Here is a 14,720-nt window from a genome sequence, read left to right as displayed (position 1 = left end):
TTAACGTTTTGAATAAAAATAATTAAATAACGGAATAACAAAATTACCTTGATATTGTTCAATTCCTTCATTACCTAATAATTTGATTATTTTATCAAGTACTTCGGTTTTTTGCTCTTTTGGCAATTTATCTGCCACATAACGTGCTGTACGATAATAAAAACGGCTACGCCACATTGTGTTTTCAATATTCGTTGAATTATCTGCTTGTTCCGCTAAACGGATTAAAGAATACAAATAAGATGTTGAAATTTTATATTCTTTTGCTAAATCACGGATATTGTTTTCTAACTTACAAAGTGATTGCCAATTTTCCCATTTCACCGTTTTATTAAAAATAGTTACCGCATTTTTGCCTGCATCAATCCCTTTCGCCTTTTCAAGGGCTTCTTCCGCTAAATCGCCTAAACGAGGGACAGGTAACCCGACTTTGCTCATTACCATTCCGGCAGAAAAGTGAATATCCGCATTTTCAGCCACATAGCGGTGGAATTCTTGGTGCATTTCGCCTGCCATTTTTTGCGTTGCTTGCCAAGGCCCGATTAAAAAGAAATCATCGCCACCGGCAAACACCGTGTACATATTCGGGCTGTTTTGCCGGCAATAAGTCGGTAACCACAAACTGAAAAATTGGTTCATTTGGCGTGAAAGTGCGGCCATTTTTGCAAAAGTTGGCGTTTTTAAACCGGTTTGGAAAATCGTGCCTAAATTGTCCACATCGCCTTTTAAGGTCATCAATGCCGCCGAACCTTCGTATTTTTCGCCGTTTAATTGGCGATCTTCACAAGCGATAAAATCAAAGGCTTTAATTTTATCGATTTCAATTTCCGCTAAATCCGCATTTTGATATTTCTCAGACGTATATTCATCAGCAAGGTTAAATTTAGCCACATACCCGTTAATATAACGGCGTGCGTAGCCGTTCCATACGGATTGATCGAGACTGTTCGGAATAGAAAAATCCCAGCAACGATAAAGTTGCTGCGCATTGACCAACTCGCCAAATTTGCCGGTTTCCGCTTCGTTTTCCGTAAAAATGACGTTGTAGCCGAAAATCGGTAAACTCAAACTGGCAGTTTTGTAGGTTTTAAATATTTCTGCCGCTGACGCACAGATTAAAATACGGTTTTTCTTGACCAACTGCTCGCCAATGGTAATTTGGTCTTTAGAAATTCGGGATAAACCGCTGTTTTTATCTTCCGAGCGATATTCCGTTTCCGCCGGGAAATAACGGTTTAGGCGGCATATCCCGTAAGGATAGCTGACATTTTGAACCGACAGCGTGCTATCCGTTAAATCTAAACGTTGTAGTTTGGCCTCTTCCAACTGTTCAAATAAGCCTTTAATCAGCGTTTTAAATTTATCGCCGATAAAATCATTACAGCTGGCTTCTTTGCCGGCTAAACCTAAACCGACTAAGCCGTAAGTATTTTCAACAAACCATTGATTTAATTCATTTTGTACTTGTGCAACGGTGGCTTTAATTTTGGCGGTATTGGGCGCAACAATCAAAAATTTACCTGCCGCATTGATAATTTGGCTGGTGCTTGGTAATTCGCAAGCTTGCAACAATTTCAAGGCGGCTAATTCGGTAAACAGTGAAACTTGGAAAGAGCGTCCACGCAATAATTTCGCCGCTTGTTTATTGCTATCGCTACCGCCGGAAAAAATAAAATCTTGAATCCCAAAGAAATCCCCTTGAATTAACAAGAATTTTTGCTCGTCCCAACTTGCAAAACGATCTGCTAATTTCACCGCTTGATCTTGCCCGGTCTGCTGATTTTCTTCGTGCCAACGCCAAAGTGCGGTGGCTAATGCCGCCGTCGTTTTGCTGTGATCATACAAAGAAACTTCCGGTTTTACACCAAACGCTGTTGCAGAAGGAATACTGCCGGCAAAACATTGATAGGCGGTATCAAAATGATCGAGCCATATATCCCATTTTTTACGGTGCGATGCCGGCATTTCCGCCAAACCTTGCACAAACTGTTCCCACAATTTTAAATAGGCTTTTTGTGCGATTTCATTATTATCGGTTTCGACTTGATGACGAGAAACAGGGAAAATCGTTTGTGCACTTAAAGGTGCAAGCGGATAGCGAAAAGTAAGCGAATTGCTCTCAATTTCCACCGCACTTTTACTGATTTTGATCTGCTCAAATAAGGTCAATAAACGGGCTTGATAATGATTAGGCGCTTCGGCTTTGTTGTATTTATCAAACTCTTCACGCTCAAAACCCGAAGCCACACGATCTGCAGTCGCAATCACCCATTGCAAAAAAGTATCGGGTTTATGATGGGCGGCTGCCGCATTGATAAGAGAGTTGGTAATGCTGTTATCTTTATTTTGTTGGCGTGAAGTGAAAGGATAAAGTTCACTCTCAATTAACGGCGGTAAATAAGGCTCGATTTGGTCAATGGCATAGCCGGTATAAGCAGCGTGAACGTGGGAATGATAATTCCCCTCTTGATTGAAAGGGCAATAAAGCGTTTTGTGGGCATCAAGCGCATCCTGCGAAATCGGAAGTTTGGCGCGCTCTGCAAACTTCCCTAAATCGTGAACCAATGCCGCAAACGCCACACGGCAAGAAGCAAAAAGTAATGATGACATAGTTCTTCCTTTTGGTAATAAGTTGAAAAGATTATAGGCAAACTTCAAAGGGAAAGGAAGAAATGCAAATTTGTAATTCTCGACTATTTTCCCATCACTTCTTGCGATTTTTCATCCATCTTTACGCTAATTTTGTGATCCACCACCACGTTCATATTAATCGTAATCCCTTCTTTTGGGGTGTCGAGTTGAATGGTGGGGGTGCAGGCGGATAGCGTAAATAGACTTACTAAGGCTGCAAAAAGTAAAAAGTGCGGTTGTTTTTTAGCAAAGTTTTTCATTCCGTTTTTTCCGCTTGTTGGTAAAGTCGATATTCAAGGTTTTGTTCGAATTGCGAGCCATAGTCTATCATTTTCCATAGCTCAAACATATTTTCTTTGTGCGTATAATTCAATGTAATGGGGTTATGGGTTTTCTTATCGGGGTTATATCCTTTAATAGACGCAGCAAGATCCATTTCGCCCGTGGGCAAAAGCGTTAATTTCGCGTTAAAGGTCTCTAAATCCAAGTTTTTAACCACATCCACTAAAATGCTTTCTGTCCAACCACCGGCTTTGAGCCCTTTTACAACTTCATCATCTAATTTCAAATTGAGCTTTTCTGCTTGGGTGATTGTCCCCTGACAAATTAAACATGCTTTATGATTAAACCGAAATGGCAACGTAGCGTTAATACGTCCTTGCATATAAATTTGATTATATTGCGCCATGGTAAGTACTTTGGATAAATCAATGTTTTTTAGATTTAACACCGCCAATTGTTGTTGTGGCAAGCTGAGCTTATCTACGGTGACGTCCCCATCAAATACATCCAAATGAACTTGAGAGAGAATTAAGGGTTTCGCCAATGAATTAGGATAATAACCATAGGCGTTCATTTTGGCGCGTTGGATTTCAAGTGCACCAAGACGAATACTGTCCATATAAAACTTCAATGGTTTTTGTGCTTTGGCTTGTAAAGTAAGATCTTGATAATGCAATGGAAAATCAATATTTAATCCTTTGATTTCCCCATCGGGCAATTGGATTTCGCCCTTTTTCACTTTCAACTCACCATCCAATAACACCCCATTTTCATCGATCAGAAAATCCGTTTTTCCTTTGATAGTGCCGCGATGAATGATCCATTCCCATTTCTGTGGGAATAAGGATTGGAATACTTTAGCAGACTGCTCTTTCCATGCAATTTTTCCTGTTAACGCCTGTTTTTGGTAATGACCTGAGATCTCCAACGGCCCTAATAATCCTGCCTTCAGCTCGCCGGCTATACTAAAATCCCCAATGGATTTGCCGTCAATGCCCACGCCAAAAATAGGATGCTCAAAGCGACCACCATAGGCAAATTCAAGCCAATCCGTTTGTGCTTGTAACAAACCACGGATTTTCTCTTTTTCGTAATCCCAACGTAAACGATCTTTTAACTCGAGAAAAAGGGGCGACATTTTGACTTCTGCAATGTTGACATCGCCCGAATTGGCATTCAGTTTTGTGAGCTCAATATGGTCTGCTTCCCAAAAACCTAGCCCGTTGAGATTCACCTTAGTTTTCAATGCCTTCCAAATGGCACTCCCTTTAACATTCCAGTCCCAACGGTTTGCGGCTTTCAGTTCGGCAGAACGTAAATTTTGCCGTTCATCACGTAAATCAAAGACTGTTTTGACACCGGCAATAAATTCGTGGGCATATCCGTCTAATTTGAGATCTAATTGTTCAAACTGCGGTGTTGAGCCCTGTAAGGTGGCTTGTAAACGCCCTTCTAAACCATAACGCCCGATAACCACGTTATCCAAAGGTAAACGAACATGAAGTTTAGTCTCCGATTGAACATTATCCATTTTGAAAATCGCGCCTTGACTAAAGACCATCCAAGGCTCAGCAAAAGTACCACGCACTTTATATTCCAAATTGGTTTGCGCCACAGTCGTGTTATAGCGTAAGTCGCCGCGGGTTTTAAGATCAAAATGCAGTTGATCAAAGCGTTCCCCACCGCCAATTTCACCGTTTTGCCCTGAAATCACAATTTCCCCTTTGCCAAATTCGCCAAAGGTTTGAAAAATCATATTTAAATCCGTATTCAGCGGAAACCACTGATGTTCAGGCTTTTTAATATTCAGCCCCAAGAATGCTTTCACCGGTTGATAACCGTCAAATGTCCAGTAAAGCGTTCCCCAAGTCACTTCTAACCCTTTGTTATTCCAAGTAAAAGGCACATCTAACAAGGGCTGATTACGGACAAGATCTTGCCCACTGATTTGCCCTTTTTCACCTTGCCAGCTTAACCCTAGCGTTCCTTTCGCCACCGAAAAATCCGCATTATCCCAAGAAACATCGAGAGAGCCTTGTTGCGGCAAGGCTAATAGGTTATTTTCCAGCTGTATTGAAGACGTAAGATGATAGGTTTTCTGTGGTTCGGGTTGATAATCGGTTTGCCCTTGCCAACGCCATAATCCATTTGCCGGGATTAATTCAGAATGATGCTGCAAAATCACCGCACTTTCTGCTTTGGCTTGAGCGGAAAATCGTAAGGCTTCGCCTGTATATTGGGCGTTCAATGCAATATCAGCTTGCAATAATTGTTGTAAATTTGATTGTGTCAGACTCGCCGTGTTTTTGAGCTGAAAATGCGAGACATCCACTTCGCTGATTGGTAACGCGGCAAAAAGTGCGGTTAAATCTACCGCACTTTGCGAGTTTGGATCGGTCGGTAATTGCGTGACACAACCATAATCTAGGGTGAGATTTTCGATATTTAAGCGTCTAAAATTCCACCAATTTAGCTTTACTTGCTCGGCATCCGCAAGGGGGCACGTTGGGGTTTGAAGCTTAAGATGAGCCAGTTGCAGACCCGTGAGTTTAAGTTGCCATGAGTCTGCAAGCTGAAGAGAATAATCAGGGGCTAAAAAACGGTTAGCGAGCTGTTCTGCCTGTTTGGGTGAAAACCACCAAGGAAGCGTTAAAATTAACGCGACCAAGAATAAAATCCCACCACCAATCAAGCCTAACAGCCAACGCTTCCACATACATCTTACCTGAAAAAACGGCATTACAATCTACAACACAAGACGGTCGTTGAGCTTGTCGAAACGTTAGTCTTGTGCAATCGCTGAAATGCCTTATGGTTCGACAGGCTCACCAACCGCCATTTCAGCTTTATACAACGGCAATATAATACCGCGAAAAAATCTTGCTATTACGACAAGCCAAATTGCAGAAAATTCCCTATCTACTCAAACATTCTGCATAACTGTCAGCGGTAAATTGCAAGAAATTCACATAGGCATTTTTACCGAGCTGAATAACATCCCCCATAGGATCTAAACGCCCGACTTTTACGCCGGTGTTTTTGCTCAAGGTATCGATCACTTTCGGGGTAAATTGCGGTTCAGCAAAAAGACAAGCCACTTTATGCTCCGCAATTTCTTCTTTGATATGGGCTAATTTTTTCGCCCCCGGAGCCACTAATGGATTAATAGTAAATGCGCCCTCTTGCTTTAAGCCATAAGCCTCATTGAAATAACCATAAGCATCATGGAAAACATAAAATCCTTTATCTTTATAGGCAGCCAGTTGAGATTTAATTTGCTCATTTTTTGCCGTTAAAGTGCGGTTAAAGTTCGCTAAGTTTTCTGCAATCTGCGCTTTTTGGGCAGGATATTTTTCGCTTAATTTTTCTGCGACTTGATTCGCCACGACTTTACTGATTTCAGGGGAATACCAAATATGCCAGTTTACCGTTAACCCATTTTCATCCACTTCGTGCTGATGACCGTGATCATGGTCATGATGGTCGTGATCATGGTCATGGTCATCTTCATCATGATGATGAGCCGCAGAACGTCCTAATAAGGCTTTAACCTCATCCAGCTTTGCCAATTCAATTACATTTTTCTGATCAATTTGATGAATGCTTTTCTCAAGAAATCCATCTACATCTTTCCCAATCCATAAAACCAGATCAGCGGATTTGATTTTTTGCACATCAGTTGGCTTCAAATTGTAGTCATGGGGAGAAGCACCAGCCGGCACAATGACGTTAATTTCTGTTATCCCCTCGGCAATACTTGAGGCAATAAAGCCCAAAGGTTTTACCGAAGTCACCATATCAGCTTGTGCATACAAGGCTGTGCTTAGTACAGTTGTGGCTAAAATAGTTTTAGTTAAATTCATTATTTAAGCTCCTATTTGAAAATAATTCTCAACAAGAGTACAAGAATTCAGAAAAAAAGCAATAGGATCAGGTTATTAAGATCTGTTTATCGTAACAATTTTTCTATCACGCGCGATACCGCAAAAAAACCAAAGGTGGCTGTCACCATCGTCGCTGCACCAAAACCATTCGCGCAATTCATCGTGGCTGATACAGCACAACCGTCGCTCATTTTGGGGAAAATCAACGGTTGCGTAGAGAAAACACAATCTACCCCAAATTTACGCTTAGGATTTTGGCTAAAATGGTAATCCTTGCGCAAAGTTGACCGCACTTTTGACATGAGTGGATCTTGAATGGTTTTCGTTAAATCCGCAATTTGAATCTGAGTGGGATCCGTTTGACCACCGGCACCGCCAATGGTAATCACAGGAATTTTATGGCGTTTGCAATAGGCAATCAGTGCGGCTTTGGTCTTCACATTATCAATGGCATCAATCACATAGTCATAACCGCCACTAAGATATTCCGCCAAATTTTCTTGAGTGAGAAAATCATCAATAATTTGTACATCACATTCGGGGTTGATAAGCGCCACTCGGTCGCGCATCACTTCTGTTTTGAGTTGCCCAATATTTCCTGTCATTGCGTGAATTTGGCGGTTGATATTGGTGACGCAAATATCATCCATATCGATCATGGTTATTTTGCCAATTCCCGAACGAGCCAATGCTTCTACCACCCAAGAACCTACGCCGCCAATACCAATGACGCAAATATGGGCTTGACGTAAACGCGCCAAGCCTTCGGGGGTATAAAGGCGACCAATGCCGCCAAATCGTTGTTCGTAATTATCAATACGTTCTGTCATTAGCGTAGCACCCAAACCCGTCCATAATGTTTAGACAAACCTGAAATATGACCGGCTTGATCGCCAATACCACGATATAAGTCGAAATGGTGATGATTTACCGCACCGCCCACATCTAACGCCACCATCAAATGCAGTTTATGTTCGCCTGTCCAATTTCCATCATTGTCCATTTGCGGTACTTCCACTAACAACACTGTCCCCATCGGTATCAAATGACGATCGGCTGCCACTGATGCCATTGGCACTAATGGGACGCCAGCCGCCCCTTTCACTTTGCCCGAAGGATCGTACTTGAAGAAAACATAAGACGGGTTACGCTCCAGCAAACCTTGTAAGCGAGACGGGTTACGCGCTGCCCAATCGCGAATCGCTTGAATAGACATTTTCTCTTTTGGAATCTCGCCATCTTCCACTAATAAACGTCCAACAGAATAATATGGGAACCCATTTTGCCCTGCATAAGCAAGATATTGTAATTGTCCATTACCATAATCTACATAACCGCTTCCTTGCACACCCAATAAAAAGTTATCAATCATGGAGTTGCTATAGGCGAGCTCTAAACCTTTCCCGGCTAAGGCACCGGCATAAATCTGCGCACGGCTAAAACGTTTGTTTGCCGGTAATGAATAAATTGGCTGATTAAATTCACCTTGCTTTGAACCGCGAACTTTAATTACCGGTGAATAATAACCGGTCATCAACACATTCTGAAAACCATCCATGCCCGACATAATTTGTGGACGAATCCCAAAGTTCGCCAACTCATTCACATCCGCCCCGGATACGACCCATTGCTGAATACGACTATAATTTTCGGCAAAATTAGCCATAATTTTGCCCGAATAACTCCGTACATTGGACAACTGCGTTAAGAAATCCCCTTGATTGACAATTCCGCTCTCATTATCAATACGAGAAACTGTGGTAAATGGGGTTGAACTGTAATGACGCCCTTGATATTTTGCGCCAAATTGCATCATTTCTTGTTGTGAATTGGTCGCGGCTCCTTTGGTTGGTGCCGTTTTATTGTCCGATGAACACGCGACTAGCATACCGGCTGAAAGCAAGGCTATTGCTTTAAATACTAACTTCTTTTTCATTAAAATATCCTGTGATAACCACGAAAAGTGGGCATTATATCAAAAAATAAGCCTTATTTATCCTTTTTAGGCGGCGTTAACATCAGCGCAAACCAATCTTGGACTTGCTGACTCATTTTCTCAAAATCCCAATGTTGTGTTTGCATAAATACACGTTGCCAATAAACATCAGCTCTTATGCCGTAATTATCGCCATAAGCGATTTTCTCTAACAGCGCTTGATTTTCCGCATCATTTTTATCCGCCATTCGCAAAAACTGACTTAACTCTGTCGTTGGAACGATCTGAATGTCTTGTTTTCCCTGTAAATAAGCTTCAACATAAACAGTAAGCTGCTCCAGTGCCGCCGTTTTATCTAATTTTTCAAACTGAAAACACTGTACCCCCTTGTCATCCTTATAGTACAACAATGGGCTTTCTTGTCGTCCTGTGGTTGCCACTTGCCACAAATACATTAACCAATGTTCAATTTTGAAACTGTCTTTCATTTTGCCTACACACCAAACAATGCGTTGCTTTTCATCACCAAAAAGATGATCTAACGCACCTTGCAACAACACCTCGCCTTGGCTCGTATTCATTTTCAGCTCAAGCCATTCCGTGTGTGGTACTTGTTGCACATAATCACTCAGGGTTTCACGAAATTCCGCCATATTTGACCGCACTTGCTGTTCATAAACCGTGGCAAAATGCCCACGCGGACTGATTCCTTTCAAGCGCAATTTATCGAAGAAATCCGTTAATTCATCATCGCTGCGCATTAATAATTCATGCTTAACTTGATATAAATCCAAACCACTTAATTCAAAATTTTCTGCATCTGCAATCAATTCATCATTATTTCTAAAATACACGCCTAATTGCTTTTCAAAATAATAACGAACCGGATTTTTCACGAATTGTACTAACTGTGCCAGATCAATTGGTTCAATTTTTGCTTTGGGTGCAACTGAAGATTGATTGGCGAAATCCATAAAGTCTTGCTGTTGACGATTAGCTAAAGGCAACCATTCTTTGGCAAAAGTGCGGTGATTTTCGCTAAAGTTTTCCGGGCTAAAAATCGTCATGGCGTGTTGCTGAACCGCAATTTTTTGCTCATCTGCCGCATTATCATTAATATAATCCAACAGTTGGCTCACCAAAACGGAAGGCTCTAAAGGCTGATTATCAATAGCTGAACGCCCTACATAGCTGATGTACAAATATTGTTGCGCCGCCAGTAATGCTTCTAAGAATAAATAACGATCGTCATCGCGGCGGAAACGATCACCTTTTTGTCGATGATATTGCATTAAGTCAAAGCTATTTGGGGTTTGTTGGCGCGGATAATCCCCATCATTCATTCCTAACAAACAAACCACTTTAAACGGAATAGCTCGCATAGGTAATAGTGTGCAAAAACTCACTTTACCCACTAAGAATTTAAGGCTGTTGTCGTTATCATCTAATTTCGCCGCCATTACCTCAGCGATAACATCAATGTTAATCGCTTGCTCAAAGTGAATTTCCTCCAATAAGTCTGCTTGAGATTGAATACAATCTTTGATGTACAGCAAGGTGTCTTGATTGTCTGTATTAAGTGCAAAGAAATTATCCACCAGTGCGGTCAATATTTCTTGCCATTCTGCCATAGAATGATCTTGCAATAATTGTTGATGCCATTGTTGCAAACATTCCAAATAAGCAACTAAATTTCCGACTAATTGTGCTTTTAAGCCATAAGCATTATTAAACCCTAGTGTTTCTTGCCAAACGGCATTTTGTTCAGAAAGGGCAAAACCGAGTAACATCCGTTCTAGCCCTGCTTGCCACGCATTAAAGTTTCGTGCGCTCGCCCCATTTTCCGTCAAACCAAAACGGATACCCGCCTCAATCACCCAATGACGAAGCGTTTCTAGATCTCGTAATTCAATGTGGAATTTCTCACGTATTGCAGGAATATCCAACAATGCCAGCACTTCTTCTGCGCTAAACCGGCTTTCTTTTAACTTGAGCAAAGAAAGAAATGCAGCAAGCAATACATCATTTTCCGACAGCTTACCGTCTGAAATTGAAAAAGGAATAAAACGAGGCTCTAACTTGCCTTTATGGTAACGTTGATATTGCCCAAATACCGCTTGAATATAAGGGGTGTATTTATCAATATCCGCTACCATCACGACAATATCTTTCGGCGTTAAGGCTTGATCCCGTTGGAAAAGTTGCAACAAATAATCATGCAATACTTCCACTTCACGCATCGGGCTATGGCAAGCATGAAAGGTCAACGAACGGTCGTTTTCAGCGAAATGTAATAACATTGTTTTATTCGGTTTTAAATTTAATATGCGATTTTGCACTTGCGATAAAAGCGACTCCCCCGTTAAATCGGTGAAAAACTGAATATCCGCGCCCTCAATTTGGCTGAGCAAATAAAAGAAATCACGTCCCAATTTTCCCCAAGTTGCCAATAAAGGATGTCCTACTTGTAACAGCTCACCATCTTGCGTTTCTTCCGTTGGATAATGGGTATGAGATAAAAGTGCGGTCGTTTTCTCCAATGTTTTCCAATCTTGGCGTTGTTTTAATGCTAGCTTTTGCGCAAATTGAGCATCAACAATATCCCCCCAATATTCACGGCTTGGATTATTGAAAAATAAATGAATATCGCAATATGCTGACATTGCCACCAAGGTTTCTAAATAGGTTTTTGGCAAGGCCGAAATACCAAAAACAAATAAACGCGCCGGCAAATTACGGGGTGTTTGCTGTTGTAATAAATTCAAATAGGCATTGTGTAATTTAGCGCGATGTTGCACCGCGCTTTCTGCATCTTGCCCTTGCACATCCTCTACTAATGCGCGCCAAAGCTCGCCTTGCCATTGAATATCCTGTTGAATCTGTTGAAATAGCTTGTCGTGACCTTGTTTTTGGCTTTTAATTTGTTGTTCAATATAGGCATTGTCGCCACGTTCCCACGCAGCAATCCAATCAGGACGATAAACCAAATATTGGTCAAAAAGATCTGCAATTTTCAAGGCTAGTTGATAGCGTTTTTGTTGCTCAGAAGCGGTGGATGATTGCAAATAGGCATTAAGTTGTGGCACATTAGCTTGTGGAATTAAGGTCATTAAACGCCAAGCCATTGCCTCTTTGGTAAATTGGCTCTGTTCTACCACATTAGGAAGGTTATCCACATATTGCTGCCAAATAAAACTAGCCGGCAAAGGAAATTTGAGATTCGCTGCAATCCCTCTCTTTTCAGCGATTTGTAGTTGTAACCATTGCGCCATACCCGGGCTTTGAACCATAATGGTTTCTGGTACAAAGGGATCGGATGGCTTGTCATCCATCAAGGTAAGTAAAATTTCTTTTTGAACATCTAAATCGTTGGAATGGTAAATATAAAACACAGCGTTATCTCAATTTGGGCAATTAAAGTGCGGTTATTTTCTGAGAGATTTTGATGTTCTGCAAGTAATTTATCCAAAAATCATAAGCGAATTTCGCCAGCAGGATAACGCACAATTAGAGGTACGCCACATTGAACCTGAAAACGAATACCATTTTGCGACACGGTATTTTCACAGTCTAAGCCTAAAAATTGTCGCTGCTTTTGATTCTCTGCGATTTGAATGGCTTGATAACGTTGGTAAATTTCTACCGCACTTTTGCGTTGATAGCTTGTCCATTGATTGACCGTTAAGAAAATACCACTAAACGCCGTTAAGCTGATCAACAATGAGAGTAGGCTCATCCCTTTAAATAAATTAGAACCGAAAATCATACCAACTTTTCTCCGCACGATGCCATTGACTTTGCTGTTGAACAGCCCATTGAACTGTAGCCTTGCGATAAGCAATAGTCACACCAGGTTCCACTGTTAATTGCCCTTGAGTAATCACTGTGCCGCTAATTTTCCCCTTACCTGAAATAGACAAATCCCCTTCAGCGACCACCACGGCATAAATATTGCCTGTAATTTGCCATTCTGTTTGGTTCTTATCAAACCAATAAAAATGCGAATTCTTATCTACCGGATGGGGGATAGGTGGCGGTTGGAGTTGATTGCTGAATAAGTTCAGATTATCGCGATTAATATAAGTATCAAACTCCCCAACAAAGGTTGCTTTGGTTGGGGATTTTTTAAATAAGGCTTTACGCTCACACCAAATATATTGCCGGTTATCATCCTCAAACCCATCTTGTTGAAAAGGCATCGCATAAATATTTCCACTAATCTCTAAAGGCACTGTTGTACAGACGGATGGCTTACCTTGCTGACTCAGTTCCTGTAAGGTGAGGCTTTGCTTGATATAATGTTGGCGTTGTGAGGTTAATGCTGAATGCAAGCGCAATATATCATCATCAAACAGCAACACAATAAAGAGCATCGAACTTAATAAAATCAACAGGGTTAATGTCATGATTCCACGATACCATCTCATTGAAATTCCCCTTGATTTAGCAAAGGGGTAACAATGCTTGTTTCATAGGTTATATCAGGCTGAGCCTTTAAATATCCGGCTAATTTCACTTCAATCCCTTGTTTTTCGGCTAACCAACTAAATGCTAATTGTGTTATCACATATTCATTATCGTCCAATAAATCAGTCCAACCACCAACATTACAAGCCGGCTGTTGTAAATAACTCCGGCATTCTTCTTGCTGGCAAGTTTGGCTCACTGTATTTTTATAGGTTTGCCGACTTTCAATCATGCCTTTGTTTAAACGATAACCAAATAATTCCGTTCCTATTTCAGAAGTGGAATTTTTATCACCATTCACGCAGGTTTTCCCTTTATTTTTTGACCCGATACAACCATTTCCATTCAGATCATAAAAGAATAATAGACAGCTATTGGGAACTTCATTATCGGCTTGTTGTATAGTCACGCTCGTTCCCTGGTTATCTTGTTCAAACAACATCAGATTATTTTGTTGTAGCCCTTCTGCTGAGGCTCTAAAACCTGCTCGGCGAACATCACGTCCGATAGTTTGAACCATTCTTTGTAATTCTGCTTGTAATTGAAGCTTCAGCATAATGCGCTGATTTTGCTGTTGAGTTTGATTGTAAAAGCTAATAATCACCAACAATAAAAAAGATGACAGACTTAGGCTTAGGATTAAACCAAGTAAACTTTGCCCACGGTAAGGTTGAGAGAAAATATCTTTCATTCTTCATCTCCCGAACCTGATGTACAGGCACTTGTAGATTGATAACCTTTCAGTTTTAAGGTACCGAGATTGGAAAAAGAAAATAATGTACGACTATCTCCGGCTTGTAGCACAAAACAAGCAGAGGGAGAGGTATTTCGGATCCCATTAAATTTCGTTATTTCCGTAGGAAAATATTGTTTCGCCACAATCATGGTTTGCTCAGGAAAATAGGGATAATAAAAATGGGCACTTGTGCTACCTGAACATGATTGAGGAAGGAGGCAATCACATAACGGTTCTGATTTCCGTTGAGCGGTTATACACCAACCTCGAAGTGAACTTTGTCGATTCGCTATAATCAACCAAATATCCGATGAATTCTCAACTCTAGCCTGAACTTGACGTAAAAAAAGATAAAGCTTATGTTGTTCTTTTGCCAGAACTCTTTGAGTATTATTTTGTTGCCATGTTGGAATACTGAAAGAAGCGAGCAAACTCAGGATAAAAATGCCCAACAACACTTCAACTAATGTAACACCTTTTGACATAAAAACTCCCCTACTCTCAACCGCACTTTAAAGCGAAGATGAAAAATCGAAAAGAAAATGAATAAGAATTTGGAATCAAGATCACAAATTTAGATTTTAAGAGAGTATTTTTTAGAAAAATGGAAAGAAAGCAAAAATAAAGATCAAAGATAACTTGGGCTGTTTATCTTTCAATGAAGAACTTGTTGTAAGTTAAAAAGCGAAAACCGCCTAAGAAAAGATTTTTTTAATTAATTTAGAAAGTTAAGTGGTGGGTCGTGAAGGATTCGAACCTTCGACCAACGGATTAAAAGTCCGCT

At 40.8% G+C, this 14,720-nt stretch carries 11 protein-coding genes; all 11 read right to left on the bottom strand.

Features of this window, described 5'->3' with window-relative positions; translation table 11 throughout:
- The 11 genes from cas10 to Q0O89_RS04895 all read right to left on the bottom strand — a co-directional run bounded on the left by cas10 (position 1) and on the right by Q0O89_RS04895 (position 14,421).
- On the bottom strand, positions 1–2,610 hold the full coding sequence (gene cas10, locus Q0O89_RS04945; RefSeq protein WP_293730578.1) for a type III-A CRISPR-associated protein Cas10/Csm1: 2,610 nt from the start codon (positions 2,608–2,610) through the stop codon (positions 1–3).
- A gap of 83 nt (positions 2,611–2,693) precedes the next feature.
- Entirely contained in the window at positions 2,694–2,891 is a 198-nt protein-coding gene (locus Q0O89_RS04940) for a YnbE family lipoprotein (protein WP_273315138.1), read from the bottom strand.
- Positions 2,888–5,629 carry a YdbH family protein gene (locus tag Q0O89_RS04935; protein WP_293730577.1) on the bottom strand — a complete coding sequence of 914 codons (2,742 nt, stop codon included), beginning with the start codon at positions 5,627–5,629 and terminating at the stop codon, positions 2,888–2,890. The genes Q0O89_RS04940 and Q0O89_RS04935 overlap by 4 nt, the downstream gene beginning before the upstream one ends.
- A gap of 199 nt (positions 5,630–5,828) precedes the next feature.
- Positions 5,829–6,776: a zinc ABC transporter substrate-binding protein ZnuA gene (gene znuA, locus Q0O89_RS04930; RefSeq protein ID WP_293730576.1), complete on the bottom strand. Its 948-nt coding sequence runs from the start codon at positions 6,774–6,776 to the stop codon at positions 5,829–5,831.
- A gap of 86 nt (positions 6,777–6,862) precedes the next feature.
- Positions 6,863–7,627, bottom strand: a complete 765-nt coding sequence (gene tcdA, locus Q0O89_RS04925; protein ID WP_293730575.1) for a tRNA cyclic N6-threonylcarbamoyladenosine(37) synthase TcdA — start codon at positions 7,625–7,627, stop codon at positions 6,863–6,865.
- Entirely contained in the window at positions 7,627–8,733 is a 1,107-nt protein-coding gene (gene mltA, locus Q0O89_RS04920; RefSeq protein ID WP_293730574.1) for a murein transglycosylase A, read from the bottom strand. The genes tcdA and mltA overlap by 1 nt, the downstream gene beginning before the upstream one ends.
- A gap of 53 nt (positions 8,734–8,786) precedes the next feature.
- A complete protein-coding gene (recC, locus tag Q0O89_RS04915) occupies positions 8,787–12,125 on the bottom strand; it encodes an exodeoxyribonuclease V subunit gamma (protein ID WP_293730573.1) in 3,339 nt (1,112 codons plus the stop codon).
- An 80-nt stretch (positions 12,126–12,205) separates the two neighbouring features.
- Positions 12,206–12,499 carry a DUF5374 domain-containing protein gene (locus Q0O89_RS04910; RefSeq protein WP_293730572.1) on the bottom strand — a complete coding sequence of 98 codons (294 nt, stop codon included), beginning with the start codon at positions 12,497–12,499 and terminating at the stop codon, positions 12,206–12,208.
- Positions 12,483–13,160 (bottom strand): DUF2572 family protein, encoded by a 678-nt coding sequence (locus tag Q0O89_RS04905; protein ID WP_293730571.1) that lies wholly within the window; start codon positions 13,158–13,160, stop codon positions 12,483–12,485. Before Q0O89_RS04905 ends, Q0O89_RS04910 begins: the two co-directional genes overlap by 17 nt.
- Complete coding sequence (locus tag Q0O89_RS04900) at positions 13,157–13,891, bottom strand: type II secretion system protein J (protein ID WP_293730570.1); 735 nt, start codon at positions 13,889–13,891, stop codon at positions 13,157–13,159. The genes Q0O89_RS04905 and Q0O89_RS04900 overlap by 4 nt, the downstream gene beginning before the upstream one ends.
- On the bottom strand, positions 13,888–14,421 hold the full coding sequence (locus tag Q0O89_RS04895) for a type II secretion system protein (RefSeq protein ID WP_293730569.1): 534 nt from the start codon (positions 14,419–14,421) through the stop codon (positions 13,888–13,890). The genes Q0O89_RS04900 and Q0O89_RS04895 overlap by 4 nt, the downstream gene beginning before the upstream one ends.
- Between the last annotated feature and the right edge of the window lie 299 nt (positions 14,422–14,720).

Origin of the sequence: uncultured Actinobacillus sp., assembly GCF_945915845.1 — a bacterium.
Classification (GTDB): Bacteria; Pseudomonadota; Gammaproteobacteria; order Enterobacterales; family Pasteurellaceae; genus Exercitatus.
This window is presented reverse-complemented; position numbering and strand designations above follow the sequence as displayed.

Bases quoted from the DNA above. Each gene is read 5' to 3' on its own strand.
- tcdA (WP_293730575.1), bottom strand. From the start codon at position 7,627: ATGACAGAACGTATTGATAATTACGAACAACGATTTGGCGGCATTGGT.
- Q0O89_RS04905 (WP_293730571.1), bottom strand. From the start codon at position 13,160: ATGAGATGGTATCGTGGAATCATGACATTAACCCTGTTGATTTTATTA.
- Q0O89_RS04935 (WP_293730577.1), bottom strand. From the start codon at position 5,629: ATGTGGAAGCGTTGGCTGTTAGGCTTGATTGGTGGTGGGATTTTATTC.
- mltA (WP_293730574.1), bottom strand. From the start codon at position 8,733: ATGAAAAAGAAGTTAGTATTTAAAGCAATAGCCTTGCTTTCAGCCGGT.
- Q0O89_RS04940 (WP_273315138.1), bottom strand. From the start codon at position 2,891: ATGAAAAACTTTGCTAAAAAACAACCGCACTTTTTACTTTTTGCAGCC.
- Q0O89_RS04900 (WP_293730570.1), bottom strand. From the start codon at position 13,891: ATGAAAGATATTTTCTCTCAACCTTACCGTGGGCAAAGTTTACTTGGT.
- cas10 (WP_293730578.1), bottom strand. From the start codon at position 2,610: ATGTCATCATTACTTTTTGCTTCTTGCCGTGTGGCGTTTGCGGCATTG.
- znuA (WP_293730576.1), bottom strand. From the start codon at position 6,776: ATGAATTTAACTAAAACTATTTTAGCCACAACTGTACTAAGCACAGCC.
- Q0O89_RS04895 (WP_293730569.1), bottom strand. From the start codon at position 14,421: ATGTCAAAAGGTGTTACATTAGTTGAAGTGTTGTTGGGCATTTTTATC.
- Q0O89_RS04910 (WP_293730572.1), bottom strand. From the start codon at position 12,499: ATGATTTTCGGTTCTAATTTATTTAAAGGGATGAGCCTACTCTCATTG.